The sequence below is a fragment of the Chelatococcus asaccharovorans genome (assembly GCF_003201475.1).
In the GTDB taxonomy this organism is placed as follows: Bacteria; Pseudomonadota; Alphaproteobacteria; order Rhizobiales; family Beijerinckiaceae; genus Chelatococcus; species Chelatococcus asaccharovorans.
The window spans coordinates 214,430-233,965 of sequence record NZ_QJJK01000006.1; the positions used below are offsets into that span (position 1 = coordinate 214,430).

A 19,536-nucleotide genomic window follows, 5' to 3' on the forward strand; every position below is an offset into this window, starting at 1 on the left:
TTACTTTTCCGTCTCGACAAGGCCCTTGACGAACCAGCGCTGCATCAGCACGACGACGGCCACCGGTGGCAGGATCGCGAAGATCGTCGTCACCATCACGAGATGCCACTGGGTGTCGGCGTCGGCATAGGAGATCATCTTGCGGAGCGCGATGATGATCGTGTTCATGTCGTTGCTGTTGGTGACCAGAAGCGGCCACAGATACTGCGTCCATCCGTAGATGAAGAGGATGACGAAGAGCGCCGCGATATTCGTCTTCGACAGGGGCAGCACGAAGTCGAAGAAGAAGCGCCACGGGCCGGCGCCATCGACGCGGGCGGCCTCGAGAAGCTCGCCCGGGATGGTCATGAAGAACTGGCGGAACAACAGCGTCGCCGTGGCCGAGGCCATCAGCGGCAGGGTGAGGCCCGTGTAGGTATCGATGAGGCCGAGATCCACCATGACCTTGTAGGTCGGCAGGATGCGCACTTCGACCGGCAGCATCAGGGTGATGAAGATCACCCAGAAGAACGTCATCCGGAAGGGAAAGCGGAAAAAGACGATCGCATAGGCCGAGAGGATCGAGATCACGATCTTTCCGACTGCCACGGAAAGCGCGACGATCGAGGTATTGAGGAGCAGCGTCCACACATTGATGCCGCCGACGCGGCCGAGCCCGCCGAACAGGGCTTCGTAGTAGTTGTCGAGGAAGTGGCTGCCGGGCAGGAGCTGCAGCGGCGGCCGCAGGATCTGCTGCAGGGACAGCGTGGAGGCCACGAAGGTATAATAGATCGGGAAGACGACGATCAGGATGCCGGCGATCAGGACCGCGTGGCTGACCCAGGGGGATCTGCGGGATCTGCTGGTCGTCCCCGCCTCTGTGCGCTCAGGCATAATGCACCTTGCGCTCGACATAGCGGAACTGGATGGCGGTCAGGGCGATGACGATCCCCATCAGGATGACCGACTGGGCAGCCGAGCTGCCGAGCATGAGATTGACGAAGCCATCGTTGTAGACCTTGTAGACGAGCGTCTCCGTCGCCTTGCCCGGCCCGCCGCTGGTGACGGCGTGGATGATCCCGAAGGTGTCGAAGAAGGCATAGACGGTGTTGACCACGAGCAGGAAGAAGCTCGTCGGTGCGAGCAGCGGAAAGACGATGGTCCAGAAGCGCTTCACCTCGCGGGCACCATCCACGGCCGCCGCCTCGAGGAGACTCTTCGGAATGGCCTGTAACCCCGCGACAAAGAACAGGAAATTGTAGCTGATCTGCTTCCAGGCGGCCGCCATGATGATCATCAGCATGGCCTGGTTGCCGTTGAGCAGCGGATCCCAGTCATAGCCGGCCCGGCGCAGCATATAGGCGAAGGTGCCGATGGTCGGGTTGAACAGGAACAGCCACAGCATGCCGGCGATGGCCGGCGCGACCGCATAGGGCCAGATCATGAGCGTGCGGTAGAAGCCCCTGCCCTTGATCACCTTGTCGGCCATGACAGCCAGCACGAGCGCGATCGCCATGGGGATCAAGGCTGTCGCGGCGGAGAAGATGATCGTCGTCTGGACCGAGCCGATATAGTCGGGATCGCTGAGGACCTGCCGGAAATTGCCCAAGCCGACGAAGGTGGTGACGAGACCGAACGGGTCTTCGCGCAGCGTCGACTGGCGCAGCGCCTGGGAGGCCGGCCAGTAGAAGAAGACGAGCGTGATGGCGATCTGCGGCACAAGCAGCAGATACGGCAGCACCTTGTGGGGAAAGATGACCCGTGATGTCACGCGGGCTCCATGGTCGGCAGATCCAGACGAGGATCCGCCCGCGACAGGGTCGCGGGCGGGACTGAACAGGCCGGATTTACTGGCCGATCGCCTGCTTGATGGCGGCGTTGCCGCGCTTCACGGCATTGTCGAGCGCCTGCTGCGCGGTCTGCTGGCCGGCGAGCATCTTCTCGAATTCCTCGTTCTCGATGTCGCGGACCTGCGGCAGGTTGACGAGGCGCACGCCCTTGGAATTTTCCGTCGGCGCCTTGCCCATCATCTGCAGGATCGGCGTCTCGCGGCCGGGGTTCTTCTCATAGAAGCCCGACTTCTTGGTCGCGTCATAGGCCGCCAGCGTCACCGGCAGATAGCCCGAGACCTGGTGGAGCCGGGACTGGATATCCGTCTGCGACAGGAACTTGAAGAAGGCCGCGACGCCCTTGTACTCGTCAGGCTTGTGACCGGCGAAGACCCAGAGGCTCGCGCCCCCCGGGATGGTGTTCTGCGGCGCGCCCTGCGCCGTGGAATCATAGGGCAGCTGGCCGGTGCCGAAATTCAGGCCCGACTTCAGCACGTCGCCGAGACCGCCGGATGATTCCGTCATGATCGCGCATTCACCGGACAGGAAGAGGTTCTTGGCCTCCGAGGTGCGGCCGCCATAGCGGAACACGCCGTCCTTGGCGAGATCGGCAATCGCCTGGAAATGGTTGACGAAGATCGGGGCGTTGATCTTCAGCTCGACGTCGAGGCCGGCAAGCCCGTTCTCCTTGGTGCCGTAGGGCACATTGTTCCACGCCGAAAAGGTCTCGAGCTGGATCCAGGTGAGCCAGGTGGAGGTGAGGCCGCAGGGGGCCGCGCCGCTCTGCTTGATCTTGCGGGCCGCCTCGAACACCTCTTTCCAGGTCTTCGGCGGGGCGTTGACGTCGAGACCCGCCTTCTGGAAGGCGTCCTTGTTGTAGTAGAGGATCGACGAGGAGGAGTTATAGGGGAACGACAGCATGGTGCCGTCGGGTTTGGAATAATAGGCGACGATGCCGGGCAGGTACTGGCTCTTGTCGAACGTCGCGCCAGCCTCGGTCAGCACGTCGGCCACCGGCTTGATGGCGCCCTGCGCGCCCATCATGACGCCTGTACCGGCATCGAAAACCTGCATGATGTGGGGCGGCTGCTTGGCGCGGAAGGCGGCAATGCCGGCGTTCAGCGTCTCGGGATAGGTGCCCTTGAACACGGGCACCACCTTGTACTCGCTCTGGCTTGCGTTGAATTCCTTGGCAAGCGTCTCGACGACGTCATTGTTGGCGCCGGTCATGGCGTGCCACCATGAAATCTCGGTCGCCGCGAGCGCCGGGGCCGATACGGACAGCGCGAGCGCTGTCACGAAGCCCGGAATGAAACCGCGCAATGTCATGTTAATCTCCCTTGATCGGCCGCGCAGATATCCCGCCGGCCGCGCCACTGTTCCGTGGTTCTGGACATGACGTTATTTCGATTTCAGTTTTGCGACAATCCGAACCCGCCCCCTGGCACGGCGTTGGGCCGTTAGACTTTTGCACGAGAACAGGCTGGCCAAACGGCCGTCGGCGCGCGGCCGGAACGCCGCGTAGCGCACCTCACGGGGTCCGTGCTACGGATGCTCCGGCAATCAGCGAGGCATGGGCGAGCGGCGCAGCGCCCCTTATAACAGGAGATGTTCGTGAGTGATTTTCCGGCTCTTGTCAGCACCCTATGGCTCGCCGACAACCTCGCCGCCCCCGATCTCGTGGTCATAGACGGCTCCTGGTATTTGCCGACGGAGGGCCGCGACGCGGATGCTGAATATCAGGCCGGCCACATCCCCGGCGCGGTGCGCTTCGACGTCGATGCCATCAGCGACACCACCTCGACCCTGCCGCATATGCTGCCGACACCGGAGAATTTCGCCGCAGCAATGGGCGCCCTCGGCGTCTCCGATACGGCGCGCATCGTCGTTTATGACGGCGCCGGCCTGTTCTCCGCCGCGCGCGTCCGCTGGACACTGAAGATCTTTGGCGCGGACAAGGTCGCGGTCCTCGATGGCGGCCTCCCGCAATGGAAAGCGGAGAATAGGCCGCTCGAAACCGGCGTCGCCAAGCGGGTGGCCGCCACCTTCCAGGCCACCCTCGCTGCAGATCAGGTCGCCGACGCGTCACGCGTTCTCGACAGCCTCGCGAACAAGACCGCGCAGGTGGTGGATGCCCGCGCCGCCGCCCGTTTTCGCGGCGATGCGCCGGAGCCGCGCCCGGGTGTGCGTGCCGGCCATATGCCGGGGGCGCGCAACGTGCCATTCGGCGATCTCCTCGAAAACGGCCGGCTGAAAACGCCGGAGGCCATTACCGCCACCTTCGCCGAAGCCGGCGTCGATCTCGACAAGCCGGTGATCACGAGCTGCGGCTCGGGCGTCACGGCGGCCGTGCTGGCGCTGGCGCTGGAAACCGCCGGCAAGCCGGTCGCGGCGCTCTATGACGGCTCCTGGTCGGAATGGGGCAGCCGCGCGGACCTGCCGATCGCCACCGGCGAGGCCGACTAGCCCCAAGGAACGACGGAGCGGCGCTTGAAGCTGACCTTGCACGATATCGAGGCGCTCGAGCAGCGCGCGTTCAACGCCTGGCCCGCACGCCAATCCGTTATCTCAGGCGGCTGGCTGCTTCGTCTCACCGACGGCTATACCAAACGAGCCAACTCCTCCAACGCGCTCGTCGCGGGCGCACCCTTCGCGGGCGTGTTGGAGGAAGCGGAAGCGCTCTACGGCCGGCACGGCCTGCCTGCGATTTTCCGCCTGTCGCCGCTGGCGCCGCCGGAGGTCGACAGGCAGCTCGATGACGCGGGTTATCGGTATTTCGATCCCTCGCTCGTCCTGCAGACGGACCTGGTGGGCGGCACGTGGATCGCCCGACACGGCTGCGGCGACGGCGTCGCCATCGACGAACGGCCGTCCGACGCATGGCTTGCCGGCTTCGCCGCGGCCAATGGCGTGGCTTCCGCGCAGCGCCAGACCCATGACAGCATCATCGGCTCGATCGCCATGCCGGCGGCCTTCGCGACCCTCCATGATCACGGAGAGCCGATCGGTTTCGGGCTGGCGGTCTATGAACGCGCGGCGGTGGGGTTGTTCGACATCGTCGTCGCGCCCGCACACCGCGGGCGCGGCTTCGGGCAGAGGCTCGTCGCGGCGCTGATGGCCTGGGGGAAGAATCGCGGCGCCGATCGCGCCTATCTGCAGGTCCGCGCCGAAAATGTTGGCGCGCAACGCCTTTACGATCGCCTCGGCTTTCGCGAAGCCTATCGCTACCACTACCGGGTGCCAGGTTCGACCTAAGGGCAATCGACATTCGAGTATTGCCAAAGCGATACCACCGTCATCACCGGGCTTGTCCCAAGATCGGATTTATCCGATCTCGGCTACTAGCCTGGAACTCGGTTGTTGCCGAGTTCCGGTGATCCCGATAGGAGAGGCGTCTCGATTCATCGGGATGGCAACGGAACTCGGCTGCAGCCGAGTTCCGTGTTGGACAAGTTGAAGTCGGGCAAGCCCGAGTTCAATGACGAGCCCGGCCATGACGACCGAGAATGCTCTGGCCAAGGCTCCCAGGCCTCAGCCGCCGCGCGGGAATTCCAGCCCCATCTCGCGATAGCGCTCCGGGTCGTCGCCCCAGTTCTCGCGCACCTTCACGAACAGGAAGAGGTGGACCTTGGTTTCCGCCGCCTCCGTGATGTCGTGGCGCGCCGCCGAGCCGATTGCCTTGATGGTCTGGCCGCCCTTGCCGAGCACGATCTTGCGCTGGCTCTCGCGCTCCACGAAGATCGTCTGCTCGATGCGCGCCGATCCGTCCTTCTGCACCTTCCACTGGTCGGTCTCGACGGTCACCGCATAGGGCAGTTCGTCATGCAGGCGCTCGAACAGCTTCTCGCGCGTGATCTCGGCGGCGAGCATCCGGAGCGGCGCATCCGAGATCTGGTCCTCGGGATAGAGCCAGGGGCCGGGCGGCATCCGCTTGCCAAGGCTTTCCCTGAGATGCGCGACGCCATCGCCCGTCAGCGCCGAGATCATGAAGGTCTCGTCGAACTTGACCCGGGCGTTGAGATCGGCGGCGAGCGCCAACAGCGATTGCCGGGCGATCAGGTCGATCTTGTTGAGAATCAGCACCTTGGGCTGCCTGAGCTCCGGCAGCTTCTCGAGGATCGCCGCGCTCTCCTCGTCGAGCCCCTTGCGCGCGTCGATGAGGAGGGCGAGCACATCCGCGTCGCCCGCCCCGCCCCAGGCCGAGGTCACCATCGCGCGGTCGAGGCGGCGCTTCGGCTTGAAGATGCCGGGCGTGTCGACGAAGATGAGCTGAGCGGCGCCGTCGATGGTGATGCCACGCACCAGCGCGCGCGTCGTCTGCACCTTGCGCGACACGATCGACACCTTGGCGCCGACAAGCTGGTTGATCAGCGTCGACTTGCCCGAATTGGGCGAGCCGATGAGGGCGACGAAGCCGCACCGCGTCGCCTCCTGTGTCGCCCCCTGCATCGCCTCCTGGCCCGTATCGTCCGGGCCGGCGTCCGGTGCGCCGCTCTTGTTCTCAGTTGCCATCCGCGGTCCAGATCTGTTCACGCACGAGAAACTCCCGTGCCGCGGCCTGTTCGGCCACACGTTTTGAGGTGCCGGCCCCCTCGGCCGGCGTCATGCCGCGCACCGCCACTGCAATGCGGAAATGCGGCGCATGGTCGGGGCCGGAGCGATGGGCGACCGTATAAGCCGGTGTCGGCAGCCCCCGTCCCTGCGCCCATTCCTGCAGGGCCGTCTTGGCGTCCCGCAGCGGCCGGCGCGGCGCGTGCAGGCGCTCCCGAAAAGCCCGTTCGACGATGCCCTGCGCCGCCGCCGTGCCGCCGTCGACGAAGGCCGCGCCGACGATCGCCTCGCAGATATCGGCGAGGATCGCGGCGTTCTCCCGCGCGCCGGCGGCGATCTCACCGTCACCGAGCCGGACGTGATCGCCGACGCCCCAGGCCGCGGCGACTTCAGCGCAGCTTTCGCGACGCACGAGTTCGGCCAAGCGCCGGGACAACTCGCCCTCCTCCGCATCGGGAAAGGCGCGGAACAGCATGTCCGACACCGCAAGGCCGAGCACCCTGTCGCCGAGGAACTCGAGACGCTGATAAGTCTGCGCCTTGTCCGACGGCACCGCGCTGATATGCGTCAGCGCCTGCATCAGAAGATCGCGGTCGCGGAAGCGATAGCCGATGCGATCCTCGATGGCGGCCTGCATGCCAGCCTGGTTGGACGTGCCTCTCTTCATCACTTGACGGGCGTGAACAGCCGGTTCCACCGGACGGTCCAGGGCCATTCCCAGAATTTCCAGCCGGAGGCGCCTTCTTCCACCGAGAAGAAGATGACCTCTGCCCGGCCGACGAAATTCTCGAACGGCACGAAGCCCACGACATTCTCGTCACGCGAGTCGGTGGAATTGTCGCGGTTGTCGCCCATCATGAAGAAATGCCCGGGCGGCACCTTGTAGACATAGGTGTTGTCCCAGTAGCCGGTATCGCCCTCGCGCTCGATGACCACATGGCTGACGCCGTTGGGCAGGGTCTCCATGTAGCGCGGCACCGAGACCTCGCGTCCCCACAAGTCCTGGGATTTATAATCCGGCAGCGGCTCACGCGGCACGATCTTGCCGTTGATATAGAGCCGCCCCGAGATCATCTGCACGGTATCGCCGGGCAATCCGATGACGCGCTTGATGTAGTCCGTCGAATTGTCCTTCGGCAATTTGAACACGGCGACGTCACCGCGCTGCGGATCCGACGCAAAGACGCGGCCGGAGAAGGGGGCGAGGCCGAAGGGGAAGGAATAGCGCGAATAGCCGTAAGCGTATTTCGAAACGAACAGGTAATCGCCGATCAGAAGCGTCGGGATGAGTGATCCCGAGGGAATATTGAACGGCTGAAAGAGGAAAGTGCGGACCACGAGCGCAATCAGCAGGGCCTGTATGATAACCTTGACGGTATCCCAGATTCCGCCATCGGCCCGCTTGTTCTCCGCTTGCTTCACTGTGCCCTGATCCATGTCTGGCCTTTCCGCCGATCGGAGCCGGCACGCCGTGTGGTCTACCTTACTGTTCCCAATCCCGCAACGCGACGCATCGATGTCCCGTCGTGAGGCCAAAATATGCCGATGAAGCGCCGTTCACGCCAACGTGTCCCCGAGCGCTTGCCCCGGATTCACGGCCTGCACGATCCCCGGCCGCGGTTGCCTCATGCGACTGCCCACGCAACACCTGGGCTCCGGCCATATGGGAAAGGCATCGCTGTGATTCCAGCCATGCGCGGTGGGCGCAATCAACCCTATCCATCGACCGGACGCGCTTCGATGATGACGAAAGCCTGGGCCATGGGCGGGTCGTCAGACAATGACACGTGGATGTAAGCGGCATGCCCCGCCGGCAGGATCGCCGCCAGCCGCTGGGCTGCACCACCGGTGAGACGCATGGTCGGCTGGCCGCTCGGCAGGTTGACCACCTCCATGTCCCGCCAGAACACGCCGCGTGACATTCCGGTGCCAAGAGCCTTGGCACAGGCCTCCTTGGCGGCGAAGCGCCGCGCGTAGGTCGGTGCGCGCGCCCTGCGCGCATCGGCCTTGGCCCGTTCGCCCGCCGTGAAGATGCGGTGCGTGAAGCGGTCCCCGAAGCGCGCGAGCGAACGACTGATGCGATTGACATCGCAGAGATCGGAGCCGATGCCGATGATCATGACGGGGGACGCGCCGCGTCCATGGCCGCGCGCATGGTGCGAATGGCCTGGTCGAGGCCGACGAAGATGGCATCGGAAATCAGCGAATGGCCGATGTTCAGCTCGGCGATTTCCGGCAGGGCCGCGACGGGTGCGACCGATGCCACCGTGAGGCCGTGGCCCGCGTGAATTTCGAGGCCGAGCGAGGCACCGTAGGTCGCCGCCGCGGCGAGCCGCTTGATTTCGGCCGCGATGCGCCCCGGAGCTTCGTCGATGACGGCATGGCAATAGGTACCGGTATGCAGTTCGACGACGGGCGCACCGAGTGCGGCGGCCGCCTCCATCACCGCCCGCTCGGGCTCGACGAACAGCGAGACGCGAATGCCGGCGGCCTTGAGCGCGGCGATCACCGGGGCGAGATGCGCCCGGCCCGCGATGATGTCGAGCCCGCCCTCGGTCGTCCGCTCCTCGCGCTTCTCCGGGACGAGGCAGACGGCATGCGGCTTCACCTTGAGCGCAATCGCGACCATCTCTGAGGTCGCCGCCATCTCGAAATTGAGCGGAAGCGCCACGGCAGCGCGCAGTTCGACGATGTCCTCGTCGCGGATATGGCGGCGGTCCTCGCGCAGATGGGCCGTGATGCCATCCGCCCCGGCGGCAGCAGCAACCTTTGCGGCGGCAACGGGACTGGGATAGGAGCCGCCACGCGCATTGCGCAGGGTCGCGACGTGGTCGATATTGACACCAAGCCGCAGGCTGGATCGGGCCGAAGATTGTATGGACATGGATGGATAGGTCTCACGCGTGAAGGTCTGCGCGCGAATCCATCGCGCCCTAGTGGATTGAATTTGACGTTTGAAACTCGGCCGACATACAGACTGCTTCAAACGTCAAATTCGAAAATCCACGCGATTCATGAATTTGCTAGGGGTCTGATTCCGACATTGGCTCGGCGTCTGTGACTGGGGGGTGCAAATGTCGGAATCAGACCCCTAGCCTCGTCACCTCAGACATGTACCCCAGTCGCGCGGGAACGCCAAAGCCGGAAGGCCATTTCACCGCAAGAGGAGGGCACCAGCCCGATCGAGACGGAGACGTATCGCGAGCTTTGGGGGCCAAGCACGCGCCCCCGAGCGTTAGAGCAAGTCCGTCTTTGCGGACTTGCTCCGCTCAAAGGTTAACGGGCAAATTCACCGGCTTAGGTGGCATCAGACGTTTCCATCCAAGTCGGATTTGCCCGAGCCGCCCCCGGTGATCGAAACCGGAGGCGGTCGGATGTATCAGGTCGCGACCTGGAAGCAGACGTCACCGCTCTGCAGGAAGCAAGTCTTGTTAAAGAGGGACAGATCCAGCGGGTTGGGCAGCCGAACATCGCTGATGTCCGGACAAGGCTTCATCGCAGGATCGTACGACCGGTCAATCTGGGAGATGAAGAGCAGGATCAGCCCCTGCTCCTCAGCAAAGGACTTGAGCTTGCGAACCTGCGCCACCAACGCAGGCGTCTCCCGCTTCTGATCGAGCAGCTGGAGGTAGTCGATAACGACGAGCGTGCCGCGCGACGCCGTCCTCAACGCATCCACGATATAGTCGGCACTGATGGCATCCGAGGCATCGAGCACGAAGCGGTCACGGAACAGCGTCCAGTCCACACCGAGCACCCGAAATCGATCGAGGACATCTCTTTCCGTATATTCAAGCGTGAAAAAGACACCATGATTGCCGAACTTTATGGCTTCGATCGCAAGCTTGAGACTCATCAGGGTCTTGCCCTGCCCCGGGCGCGCGCCGACCAGAATGAGGTCGCCCGGAGAGAGCCGGGCGTAGAGTTCACCGACGGGCAAGGGAATTGTCTTGGGCACCTTCGCCGCAAGCAGGCTCCAGGCCTTGAACCCTTCACCGGCCGCGATCCGGTCGAGGGCCGTGTGCAGCGGAATTCTCTCGCGCCGCGACAGGAGCTTCGCCTTGCGCTTCAACTGAGGGATAGGAGCAGATAATTTCATCACAAAACCTTCTGTTGCGGACAGTGGTCGCAATCCCTCCTTATGCGCCGCACGCGAACAGTCGGTTCGATGGTCGACAGCCCGACACGAATGATGCTTTCCCGGAGGGAGGGTGGGAGGCACGGGCCATGCCAGAATCAAATCATAGCCCAATCCTTGTGATCGGGAAATGTGGGCCGCGGATCGATCCAGCGGCGTCATGCCTTGCGTTTCCCGCCCTGATGCGCTAACGAGCTGCCTTCGCGTTCGCCTGGCCGGGGGCTGAACGGACGGTGTGGCCTTGGATGAGGTCATGCAAGGGGCTTGCCCCAGCGTCCCGTGTTCCCGCCTTCGAACATTCCGCTCGGGCCTTGGCAGGCTCGAAGGGCTTGGCGCCGGCGGCAACGCGAGGGATGAAGAGAAAGGCCAGTCATGCCACTTTACGAGCACGTTTTCCTGGCGCGCCAGGATGTGACGTCGCAGCAGGTCGAGGCCCTTGTCGAGCAGTACAAGGGTATCATCGAAGCCGGCGGCGGTTCGGTTCCCAAGGTCGAGCCGTGGGGCATCAAGTCCCTCGCCTTCCGGATCAAGAAGAACCGCAAGGCGCATTTCACGCTGCTGAACATCGATGCGCCCCCGGCCGCCGTCGCCGAGATGGAGCGCCAGATGGGCCTCAGCGAGGACGTCCTGCGCTTCATGACGCTGCGCGTCGAGGCGCTGGAGGAAGGCCAGTCGGTCATGCTGCAGAAGCGTGATCGCGACGACCGCCGCGAGGGCGGTGGCCGCTTCGACCGTGAAGGCGGTGGCCGCTTCGATCGTGGTGACCGTGGAGACCGCGGTGATCGTGGCCCACGCCGCGACCGCGCCACTGACGACGACGCTTCTGACGAGGCCTGATCCATGAGCACCACATCCTCCCCCCGCCGTCCGTTCTTCCGCCGCCGCAAGACCTGCCCGTTCTCGGGCGTCAATGCGCCGAAGATCGACTACAAGGACACGCGCCTCCTTTCGCGCTACATCTCCGAGCGCGGCAAGATCGTGCCGTCGCGCATCACGGCCGTGTCTGCCAAGAAGCAGCGCGAATTGGCCCAGGCCATCAAGCGCGCCCGCTTCCTCGGCCTTCTGCCTTACGTGATCAAGTAAGATCCGCCTCTAGAGCAAGTCCGTCTGTTGCGGACTTGGCGTTGCTCGAAAATTGACGAGCAAATTCACCGTCTTGGATGGCATCAGACGATTCCATCCAAGACGGATTTGCTCTAACGGTCATGGCGTCCCGATCGCCATGGCCGTGGACTGCCCGCCGGAGGTGACCCGGGCCTGCGATATGCAAGGCTCCCCAAGCTCCGGCTTCGTCGTGAATCATCACCCCGAACAGACCTGTCCGGGGACATTCCGTTGGGTTGGACGTTGATCCTTCCCTAACCCTGCAGGACGCAGCGGGACAGCAGACGATGGCCATATCCATCCTGGTCGGCCTTGGTGCCGGCATCGTATCGGCCCTGCTCTTTGCAGTCGTGATCTCCGGATCCGTGCTGGCATTGCTGCTGTCCTATATCGCCCCCCTGCCCATTCTCGTCGCCGCCCTCGGCTGGAATCACCGGGCCGGCCTCGTCGCCGTCGTCACGGGCGCCGCGAGCCTCGCCATCATCTTCGCGCCTCCAAGCGGCATCGCCTACGCCATCGGCATCGCCCTGCCCGCATGGTGGCTGGGCTATCTCGCTCTTCTTGCCCGTCCTGGCGAAAACGGCCCTGAATGGTACCCCATCGGGCGCGTGCTGGCCTGGTCCGCAGCCATCGCTGCCGGCGTCACACTCGCCGGCGCCTGGGGCATCGGCGGCAGCTACGCCGACTTTGAAGCAACCATGGGCCGGGCTATCCGTGCCTTCCTCACGATGGAAGGTGCGCCGGCCGGGTCAGGAGCGCCTTCTCCCGCGCCCTCCGCGGATGCCCTCGGCCTGCCCGCGGGGATCGCGCTGGATGACCTGGTCGATGCCATCATCACGGCGGTTCCACCGCTGGCGGCCGCCTCCTTCGTCCTCATGCTGATCTTGAATCTGTGGCTCGCGGCGAAGACGGTCGCGATCTCGCAGCGTCTGCCGCGCCCCTGGCCGGTCATCGCCGACACGACGATGCCGCGGACGATGCTTCCGGCGCTGGTGGTGGCCGCCGTGCTTTCCGTGCTGGGAAGCGGCTTCATCGGCTTGACCGCCACAGCCCTGGCCGGCGCCCTGATATGCGCCTACGCCCTGCAGGGCCTGGCGGCGCTTCATGCCCTCACGCGCGGCAAGCCCGGGCGCCCGTTCATCCTCGGGCTCACCTACGCCATCCTGGTGATCTTCCTCGTGTGGATTCTGCCAGTCCTCGCCCTCTTCGGAATCATCGACACGCTCCTGGGACTGCGGGCGCGCCGAGCAGGTATCGCGGGTTCGCCCCCTTAAGTCCCGTTTCGTTTGATCCAACGCATTCAAAGTTTCGACAAGGAGACTGACATGGAAGTTATTTTGCTTGAGCGCGTCGCCAAGCTCGGCCAGATGGGCCAGACCGTTCGCGTCCGCGACGGCTATGCCCGCAACTACCTCCTGCCCCAGGGCAAGGCCCTGCGCGCCACCAAGGCCAATGCCTCGCGCTTCGAAGCGCAGCGCGCCCAGCTCGAAGCCCGCAACCTCGAACTGAAGACCGAGGCGGAAGCCGTCGGCGCGAAGCTCGACGGGGAGAGCGTGCTCGTCGTGCGCCAGGCCGGCGAGTCCGGCGTGCTCTACGGCTCGGTGTCGCCGCGGGACATCGCCGAGGCCCTCACGGCCGCTGGCTTCAGCGTCAACCGCCAGCAGATCGTGCTGCACAACCCGATCAAGTCGCTTGGCCTGCACACGGTTCCGGTTGCGCTCCATCCGGAAGTCGAAGTCAGCGTCACTGTCAACGTCGCCCGCAGCCCGGAGGAAGCCGAGCGTCAGGCGCGCGGCGAGACCGTCACGACCCGTGAAGAGACCAACCTCGACGACCTCGGGCTCGAAGTCGGCGCTGCGCTGGCTGAGGCCGCGGGCGACGAAGAATAAGAATCGATTTCGTCATCCTTAACAGGCGCTTGGCATGCGCTGAGGTAAAGGGTGCCAGTCCGCTGACACCCGTTGCGCTTTTTCCCATTGCTTCTTAGCTTACCCTTATCTGATCACGGTGGCCGGAAGCGCCGCCTTGGTACGACGAGGCGAGTAATGGAAGCATTACTGCGATTTGTGCTTGGTCGTCTCATCAAGCAGGGGTCCCTGACCCTGACGGTGAGCGATGGGCCAACCGTTGTTTTTGGCGATGGAACGGGAGAGCCCCTCCACATTCGCCTGACCGACCGCCGTGCCGCGGTTCACCTTCTCCTTGATCCCGACACGGCGCTCGGCGAACTTTATATGGATGGCCGCCTCGTCATGGAACGAGGCGACATCGCCGATCTGCTCGCCCTCGGGATGATCAACCTGCAGACGCACGGCGAGAATCTGCCCATCCGCCTCCTGCGCGGCTGGCGTACCCTGATGCGCGGGTTGACCCAGCGCAACATCGCATCGCGATCCCAGCGCAATGTCGCCCACCACTACGATCTCGACGGCCGGCTCTATGCGCTGTTCCTCGATTCGGACAGGCAATATTCCTGTGCCTATTTCGAGGAGCCGGGCTATTCGCTCGACGATGCCCAGCTGGCCAAGAAGCGGCATCTGGCGGCCAAGCTCCTGGTGGATCGCGGCCAGACAGTGCTCGATATCGGCTCCGGCTGGGGCGGGCTCGCGCTTTATCTCGCGGAGCGCTGCGGGGCGAGTGTCACCGGCGTCACCCTCTCGCAGGAGCAGTTGGCCGTTGCCCGTAACCGCGCCACCGAAAGCGGTCTCGGCCAGCAGGTGGAATTCCGCCTGCAGGACTATCGCTCCCTGACCGAGACTTTCGACCGCATCGTCTCCGTCGGCATGTTCGAACATGTGGGCGTGCCCTATTACAGGACCTATTTCGAGACGATCAAGGCGCGCCTGGCCGATGACGGCGTGGCGGTCATCCACTCGATCGGACGCATGGGACCGCCGGGCAGCACCAACTCCTGGATCGACAAGTATATTTTCCCGGGCGGCTATATCCCTGCACTGTCGGAGGTCCTGCCCCATATCGAAAAGGCCGGGCTCGTCGTCACGGATATCGAGATCCTGCGCCTGCACTATGCGGAGACGCTGAAGGCCTGGCGCCAGCGCTTTCATGCGCGTCGGGAGGAGGTCCTCGCTCTCTATGACGAGCGCTTCCTGCGCATGTGGGATTTCTACCTCGCCGGTTCGGAGATGTCCTTCCGACACGACGGCATGATGATCTTCCAGATCCAGATCGCCAAGAATCAGGAGACCGTGCCTTTGACCCGCGATTATATCGCCCGCCGCGAGACGGCGCTGCGGGGACGGGAGGGCAAACCCCGCGATCTGCGCCTCGCCGGTGAATAAGGCGGCTCCGGCCCGGCAGAGGCTGTCCCGCCTCCGCCGTGCTTGTGCCGATCCCTTCGCAACGGGATTGGTCAACTGGCAATCCGGCAACAGTGGACAATATTGATCAGCCGCTTGTGAATCGAGTGAGTTGCGGGACTTCAACAGCGGTCGCATGGGCCCGCCCGCCGTCCGTGCTAGAGTGAGCCGTTCGACTCAGATGGTTAGGCGGCATGGTGGCGGTGAATTCTCTGGTAGCGCGGCTTGAGACGGCGAGTGAGGCACAGTTCCGCCTTGCGCCGCATAATATCGATGCCGAGCAGGCGCTCCTTGGGGCCATTCTCGTCAACAACGACGCCTATTTCCGCGTATCGGACTTCCTGGAGGCGGACCACTTCCAGGAGGAAGTCCACAGGCGGATCTATGAGATCGCGACCAGCCTCATCAAGGCCGGCAAGATCGCGACGCCGATCACCCTGAAAACCTTTCTCGGCGACCAGGACCTCGGCGGCGTCACCATTCCGCAATATCTGGCGCGCCTCGCCGCGGAAGCGACCACCATCATCAACGCCGAGGACTATGGCCGCACCATCCATGACCTCGCCGTCCGCCGCCGCCTGATCGAGATCGGCGAGGACATGGTCAACGAGGCCTATGATTCGGCCGTGGATGTCTCGCCGCGCGATCAGATCGAGGAAGCGGAGCGACGTCTCTACGAGCTGGCGGAAACGGGCCGCTACGACGGGGGGTTCCAGAATTTCGCATGGGCGCTGACCGCGGCCGTCGATGTCGCGGCCGCCGCCTACAAGCGGGAGGGCAAGCTCTCGGGCATCGCTACCGGCCTGCATGACCTCGATCGCATGATGGGTGGACTGCAGCCGTCGGATCTCGTGATTCTCGCCGGCCGCCCGGCGATGGGCAAGACCTCGCTCGCCACCAACATCGCCTTCAACGTGGCCAAGGCCTACCGTGGCGAGAAACAGCCGGACGGCGCGGTGAAGACGGTCAACGGCGGTATCGTCGGCTTCTTCTCGCTCGAAATGTCCGCCGAGCAGCTCGCCAACCGTATCATCGCCGAACAGGCCGGCATCCCCTCCTACAAGATCCGCCGCGGCGACATCCGCGAGGACGAGTTCTACAAGATCAGCGACGTCGCACGCGAGATGCAGACCATCCCGTTCTACATCGATCAGACCGGCGGCCTGTCGATTGCCCAGCTCGCCGCCCGCGCGCGTCGTCTCAAACGCCAGCGCGGGCTCGACCTTCTGGTGGTCGACTATCTGCAGCTGCTCTCCGGCTCGTCGAAGAAGGGCGAGAATCGCGTGCAGGAGCTCACCGAGATCACCACGGGCATGAAGGCGCTGGCCAAGGAACTGGCGGTGCCGATCGTCGCGCTGTCGCAGCTCTCGCGTCAGGTCGAGTCGCGCGACGACAAGCGGCCCCAGCTCTCGGACCTGCGTGAGTCCGGATCGATCGAGCAGGATGCCGACGTCGTGATGTTCGTCTATCGTGACGAGTATTACCTCAAGAACAAGGAGCCCAAGATGGGCACCGAGGAGCATTTCAAGTGGCAGGCCGAGATGGACCTGGCCTATGGCAAGGCTGAAGTGATCATCGGCAAGCAGCGCCACGGGCCTACCGGCACGGTCCAGCTCTCGTTCCAGGCCGATGTCACCCGCTTCGGCAATCTGGCGCAGGAAGACCACCTGCCGGAGCAGTACTGAACGATGGGCTCGTCGCGCCATCGCCCTCTGAGATGAGGTTCCCCTCATTGTGACCGCATACGCTTCGCCCACCGCGCCCTTTGCCAGTCCCCAGGAGGCGGACGCCGGCGCCCTCTTGACCATCGATCTCTCCGCGTTGGTGAAGAACTGGCATACGCTCGCCGGTGAGGCACCCGAGGCGGAATGCGCCGCGGTCATCAAGGCGGACGCCTATGGCATAGGCCTTGAGCCGGCGGCCAGCGCCCTCTCGGATGCGGGCTGCACGACGTTCTTCGTCGCGCACCTCTGCGAAGCCGAGCGCTTCCGCGCGGTGAACAGCACGGCCACCCTCTATGTGCTCAATGGCCTGCTGCCGGGGACGGCCGCGCATTTTGCCGCGATCGGCGCGCGCCCGGTTCTGGGTTCGCGTGAGGAGATCGCGGACTGGGCGACCTATTGTGCCGGCATCGGCAAGAAGCTGCCGGCGGCGATCCATATCGACACCGGCATGAACAGGCTCGGTCTCAGGCTCGAGAGCGCGACGAAGCTTGTCAGCGAGGCGGGCCTGATGGAGGCCTTCACGCCGTCGCTCGTGATGAGCCATCTCGTGTCCGCCGAAACCCCGGGACTGCCGATCAACGCCAAGCAGATCAAGGCATTTGAGGCCGTCCGCGCCCTGTTTCCCGGCGTCCCCGCCTCGCTCTGCAACTCCTCCGGCATCTACCTGCCGGAACGGCCGCATTACGATCTGCTGCGGCCGGGCTACGCGCTCTATGGCGGTAATCCCCGCCCGGGCCGGGACAACCCCATGGCGCCGGTCGTCCGCCTCGCGGCCAGGATCATCCAGATTCGCACGGTGCCCGATGCGGAAACCGTCGGCTACAGCGGCCATTGGACGGCTGAAGGCCGCCGGCGGATCGCCACCGTCAGCCTCGGCTATGCCGACGGCTTCCTGCGCAGCCTCAGCGGCACGAATCTCAAACCCGGCGGAGAAGCCGTGGTCGGCGGCGTCCGCTGCCCGATTGCCGGCCGCATCTCCATGGATCTCATCACGCTCGATATCTCGGGCCTTGCCGAGGATGCCGTAAAGCGGGGCGACTTCGCCACCTTCATCGGGGATGGCATCAGCCTCGACGAGGTCGGCACGCGCGCAGGCTCGATCGGCTATGAAATCCTGACGAGCCTCGGCCATCGGTTTGCGCGCCGCTACAAGGGTTCGGACCGCCAGGGTCAGGACCCATTCATATGATGGAAATGGCGCCTGAAACGGCAAAGAGATGCCAGGAGAGACGCGAAGGTCGATGGGGTTCCATCGGCCGAGTGGCTCGACGCCGCAGGTCGCAGCCGTTTCGGCGTCCTTCGGATGTGGTCCATTTGGCCGGCAACAGCGTCGCGGAGGGCTCGAAAGCCGAAAGGCTTCCTTCGCCTCCGCTTCTTCAATCCGGTCAAATGGCCTCACACCATTTCAACCAGATGAATGGGTCCTGACCCTAGTGGCGCGAGGGTCAGTCAGCTACATCTGCCAGAGCTGCGGCGCGGTGTACAACCGCTGGCAGGGCAAATGCGATGCCTGCGGCGCCTGGAACACCCTGGCGCAGGAGGCCTCGGGTCCGCCCGTGCCCGTGCCGGGCGCAAGCCGCGCCGCCGCGCGCGGCAAGGGCCGGATCTTTCCCCTGGAGGGCCTCCAGGGTGCGAGCATGGATGCGCCGCGCGTGCCCTCCGGCATCGGCGAACTCGATCGGGTCACGGGCGGTGGCTTCGTTCCCGGCTCGGTCATTCTCATCGGCGGCGATCCCGGCATCGGCAAGTCGACGCTCCTGACCCAGGCCGGGGCGGTGATGGCGCGGGCCGGCCACCGCGTCGCCTATATCTCCGGCGAGGAGGCCGTGGCGCAGGTGCGGCTGCGCGCCGAGCGGCTCGGCCTCAACGACGCAGCGGTCGAGCTCGCGGCCGAGACGCATGTCGAGGACATTGTCGCCACGCTGTCGCACGGCGTGGTGCCGCGCCTGGCCATCATCGATTCGATCCAGACTATGTGGACATCGAGCGTCGAGGCCGCGCCCGGCACGGTGACCCAGGTCCGCGGCAGCGCGCAGGCGCTCATTCGCTTCGCCAAGACCACCGGCACTACCGTCATCCTTGTCGGCCACGTCACCAAGGACGGCCAGATTGCCGGTCCCCGCGTCGTGGAGCACATGGTCGACGCCGTCGTCTCCTTCGAAGGCGACAGCGGCTACCACTTCCGCATCCTGCGCGCCGTCAAGAACCGCTTCGGCCCGACGGACGAGATCGGCGTGTTCGAGATGACGGGGCGGGGACTTGCGGAGGTCTCCAACCCCTCCGCGCTCTTTCTGTCCGGCCGGGATCTCTCGGCGGCGGGCACGGCGGTCTTCGCCGGCATGGAAGGCACCCGGCCCCTGCTCGTCGAAATCCAGGCGCTCGTTGCGCCCTCGAGCCTCGGCACGCCGCGGCGCGCCGTCGTCGGCTGGGACCCGAGCCGGCTGTCGATGGTGCTTGCGGTGCTGGAGGCGCATGGCGGGTTGAAGCTCGGCCAGCACGATGTCTATCTCAATGTCGCCGGCGGCCTGAAGATCACAGAGCCGGCCGCCGATCTCGCGGCCGCCGCCGCACTGGTCTCCTCGCTCGCGGGCGTCGCCCTGCCGGCCGATACGGTGCATTTCGGCGAGATCGGCCTGTCGGGCGCGGTGCGGCCGGTCGCCCAGGCCCAGGCCCGGCTCAAGGAGGCCGCCAAGCTCGGCTTCAACCGCGCTGTCACCCCTCCGCCCGCCCGCGACCAGGGCGAGAAGACACCGCTTGCCGTCACCACGGCGAGCCATATCGCCGATCTCGTGGCCCGGATCGCCGCGGGCGGGCGACGCAATCCGCGCCCGTCCAATGGTTAACAAGTTTTATGGGACGGTGCTTTGCGAGAGGTGACGACTGCCGTAACGCGA

At 64.8% G+C, this 19,536-nt stretch carries 19 protein-coding genes; 10 read left to right on the top strand and 9 right to left on the bottom strand.

Annotated elements, in window-relative coordinates; translation table 11 throughout:
* The 3 genes from ugpE to ugpB form a co-directional block, all read right to left on the bottom strand.
* Nucleotides 1–873 (bottom strand): sn-glycerol-3-phosphate ABC transporter permease UgpE, encoded by an 873-nt coding sequence (gene ugpE / locus C7450_RS15410; RefSeq protein ID WP_110375338.1) that lies wholly within the window; start codon nt 871–873, stop codon nt 1–3.
* Entirely contained in the window at nt 866–1,750 is an 885-nt protein-coding gene (gene ugpA, locus C7450_RS15415; protein WP_110375339.1) for a sn-glycerol-3-phosphate ABC transporter permease UgpA, read from the bottom strand. The genes ugpE and ugpA overlap by 8 nt, the downstream gene beginning before the upstream one ends.
* 76 nt (nt 1,751–1,826) lie before the next feature.
* A complete protein-coding gene (ugpB, locus tag C7450_RS15420) occupies nt 1,827–3,137 on the bottom strand; it encodes a sn-glycerol-3-phosphate ABC transporter substrate-binding protein UgpB (protein ID WP_110375340.1) in 1,311 nt (436 codons plus the stop codon).
* A gap of 279 nt (nt 3,138–3,416) precedes the next feature.
* Here ugpB and sseA point away from each other — a divergent pair, with 279 nt between their 5' ends.
* Complete coding sequence (sseA, locus tag C7450_RS15425; RefSeq protein ID WP_110375341.1) at nt 3,417–4,274, top strand: 3-mercaptopyruvate sulfurtransferase; 858 nt, start codon at nt 3,417–3,419, stop codon at nt 4,272–4,274.
* A 24-nt stretch (nt 4,275–4,298) separates the two neighbouring features.
* Nucleotides 4,299–5,063 carry a GNAT family N-acetyltransferase gene (locus C7450_RS15430; protein ID WP_110375342.1) on the top strand — a complete coding sequence of 255 codons (765 nt, stop codon included), beginning with the start codon at nt 4,299–4,301 and terminating at the stop codon, nt 5,061–5,063.
* A 276-nt stretch (nt 5,064–5,339) separates the two neighbouring features.
* On the opposite strand, the gene era is transcribed toward C7450_RS15430, so the two are convergent.
* From era to C7450_RS15460, 6 genes are all read right to left on the bottom strand, one after another.
* Nucleotides 5,340–6,257, bottom strand: coding sequence for a GTPase Era (gene era / locus C7450_RS15435; protein ID WP_245449828.1), 918 nt, complete (start codon nt 6,255–6,257; stop codon nt 5,340–5,342).
* Nucleotides 6,258–6,309: 52 nt separating this feature from the next.
* Nucleotides 6,310–7,026: a ribonuclease III gene (gene rnc, locus C7450_RS15440; protein WP_110375344.1), complete on the bottom strand. Its 717-nt coding sequence runs from the start codon at nt 7,024–7,026 to the stop codon at nt 6,310–6,312.
* Nucleotides 7,026–7,796 carry a signal peptidase I gene (gene lepB, locus C7450_RS15445; RefSeq protein WP_110375345.1) on the bottom strand — a complete coding sequence of 257 codons (771 nt, stop codon included), beginning with the start codon at nt 7,794–7,796 and terminating at the stop codon, nt 7,026–7,028. Before lepB ends, rnc begins: the two co-directional genes overlap by 1 nt.
* Before the next feature lie 278 nt (nt 7,797–8,074).
* Nucleotides 8,075–8,479 (bottom strand): holo-ACP synthase, encoded by a 405-nt coding sequence (acpS, locus tag C7450_RS15450; RefSeq protein ID WP_110375346.1) that lies wholly within the window; start codon nt 8,477–8,479, stop codon nt 8,075–8,077.
* Complete coding sequence (locus C7450_RS15455) at nt 8,476–9,243, bottom strand: pyridoxine 5'-phosphate synthase (protein ID WP_110375347.1); 768 nt, start codon at nt 9,241–9,243, stop codon at nt 8,476–8,478. The genes acpS and C7450_RS15455 overlap by 4 nt, the downstream gene beginning before the upstream one ends.
* 495 nt (nt 9,244–9,738) lie before the next feature.
* Nucleotides 9,739–10,458: a DNA helicase gene (locus C7450_RS15460; protein ID WP_110375348.1), complete on the bottom strand. Its 720-nt coding sequence runs from the start codon at nt 10,456–10,458 to the stop codon at nt 9,739–9,741.
* Nucleotides 10,459–10,869: 411 nt separating this feature from the next.
* Between C7450_RS15460 and rpsF the strand changes: the two genes are divergently transcribed.
* The 8 genes from rpsF to radA all read left to right on the top strand — a co-directional run bounded on the left by rpsF (nt 10,870) and on the right by radA (nt 19,485).
* Nucleotides 10,870–11,334, top strand: a complete 465-nt coding sequence (gene rpsF, locus C7450_RS15465) for a 30S ribosomal protein S6 (protein ID WP_110375349.1) — start codon at nt 10,870–10,872, stop codon at nt 11,332–11,334.
* Between the two features lie 3 nt (nt 11,335–11,337).
* Nucleotides 11,338–11,580, top strand: a complete 243-nt coding sequence (rpsR, locus tag C7450_RS15470) for a 30S ribosomal protein S18 (protein WP_110375350.1) — start codon at nt 11,338–11,340, stop codon at nt 11,578–11,580.
* A gap of 308 nt (nt 11,581–11,888) precedes the next feature.
* A complete protein-coding gene (locus C7450_RS15475; protein WP_110375351.1) occupies nt 11,889–12,875 on the top strand; it encodes a DUF2232 domain-containing protein in 987 nt (328 codons plus the stop codon).
* A 51-nt stretch (nt 12,876–12,926) separates the two neighbouring features.
* The gene (gene rplI, locus C7450_RS15480; RefSeq protein WP_110375352.1) at nt 12,927–13,490 is read left to right on the top strand and encodes a 50S ribosomal protein L9; all 564 of its coding nucleotides are present in this window, start codon (nt 12,927–12,929) and stop codon (nt 13,488–13,490) included.
* Between the two features lie 156 nt (nt 13,491–13,646).
* Nucleotides 13,647–14,900 (top strand): cyclopropane fatty acid synthase, encoded by a 1,254-nt coding sequence (locus C7450_RS15485; RefSeq protein ID WP_110375353.1) that lies wholly within the window; start codon nt 13,647–13,649, stop codon nt 14,898–14,900.
* 212 nt (nt 14,901–15,112) lie between these two features.
* The gene (locus C7450_RS15490) at nt 15,113–16,603 is read left to right on the top strand and encodes a replicative DNA helicase (protein ID WP_110375354.1); all 1,491 of its coding nucleotides are present in this window, start codon (nt 15,113–15,115) and stop codon (nt 16,601–16,603) included.
* A 49-nt stretch (nt 16,604–16,652) separates the two neighbouring features.
* On the top strand, nt 16,653–17,831 hold the full coding sequence (alr, locus tag C7450_RS15495) for an alanine racemase (RefSeq protein WP_110375355.1): 1,179 nt from the start codon (nt 16,653–16,655) through the stop codon (nt 17,829–17,831).
* Between the two features lie 244 nt (nt 17,832–18,075).
* Nucleotides 18,076–19,485, top strand: coding sequence for a DNA repair protein RadA (gene radA, locus C7450_RS15500; RefSeq protein WP_110375356.1), 1,410 nt, complete (start codon nt 18,076–18,078; stop codon nt 19,483–19,485).
* The last annotated feature ends 51 nt before the right edge of the window (nt 19,486–19,536 follow it).

Coding starts and splice junctions, on each gene's coding strand:
- ugpE (WP_110375338.1), bottom strand. CDS start 873: ATGCCTGAGCGCACAGAGGCGGGGACGACCAGCAGATCCCGCAGATCC.
- ugpB (WP_110375340.1), bottom strand. CDS start 3,137: ATGACATTGCGCGGTTTCATTCCGGGCTTCGTGACAGCGCTCGCGCTG.
- sseA (WP_110375341.1), top strand. CDS start 3,417: ATGTTCGTGAGTGATTTTCCGGCTCTTGTCAGCACCCTATGGCTCGCC.
- era (WP_245449828.1), bottom strand. CDS start 6,257: ATGCAGGGGGCGACACAGGAGGCGACGCGGTGCGGCTTCGTCGCCCTC.
- rnc (WP_110375344.1), bottom strand. CDS start 7,026: ATGAAGAGAGGCACGTCCAACCAGGCTGGCATGCAGGCCGCCATCGAG.
- lepB (WP_110375345.1), bottom strand. CDS start 7,796: ATGGATCAGGGCACAGTGAAGCAAGCGGAGAACAAGCGGGCCGATGGC.
- acpS (WP_110375346.1), bottom strand. CDS start 8,479: ATGATCATCGGCATCGGCTCCGATCTCTGCGATGTCAATCGCATCAGT.
- C7450_RS15455 (WP_110375347.1), bottom strand. CDS start 9,243: ATGTCCATACAATCTTCGGCCCGATCCAGCCTGCGGCTTGGTGTCAAT.
- C7450_RS15460 (WP_110375348.1), bottom strand. CDS start 10,458: ATGAAATTATCTGCTCCTATCCCTCAGTTGAAGCGCAAGGCGAAGCTC.
- rpsF (WP_110375349.1), top strand. CDS start 10,870: ATGCCACTTTACGAGCACGTTTTCCTGGCGCGCCAGGATGTGACGTCG.
- rpsR (WP_110375350.1), top strand. CDS start 11,338: ATGAGCACCACATCCTCCCCCCGCCGTCCGTTCTTCCGCCGCCGCAAG.
- C7450_RS15475 (WP_110375351.1), top strand. CDS start 11,889: ATGGCCATATCCATCCTGGTCGGCCTTGGTGCCGGCATCGTATCGGCC.
- rplI (WP_110375352.1), top strand. CDS start 12,927: ATGGAAGTTATTTTGCTTGAGCGCGTCGCCAAGCTCGGCCAGATGGGC.
- C7450_RS15485 (WP_110375353.1), top strand. CDS start 13,647: ATGGAAGCATTACTGCGATTTGTGCTTGGTCGTCTCATCAAGCAGGGG.
- C7450_RS15490 (WP_110375354.1), top strand. CDS start 15,113: ATGGTGGCGGTGAATTCTCTGGTAGCGCGGCTTGAGACGGCGAGTGAG.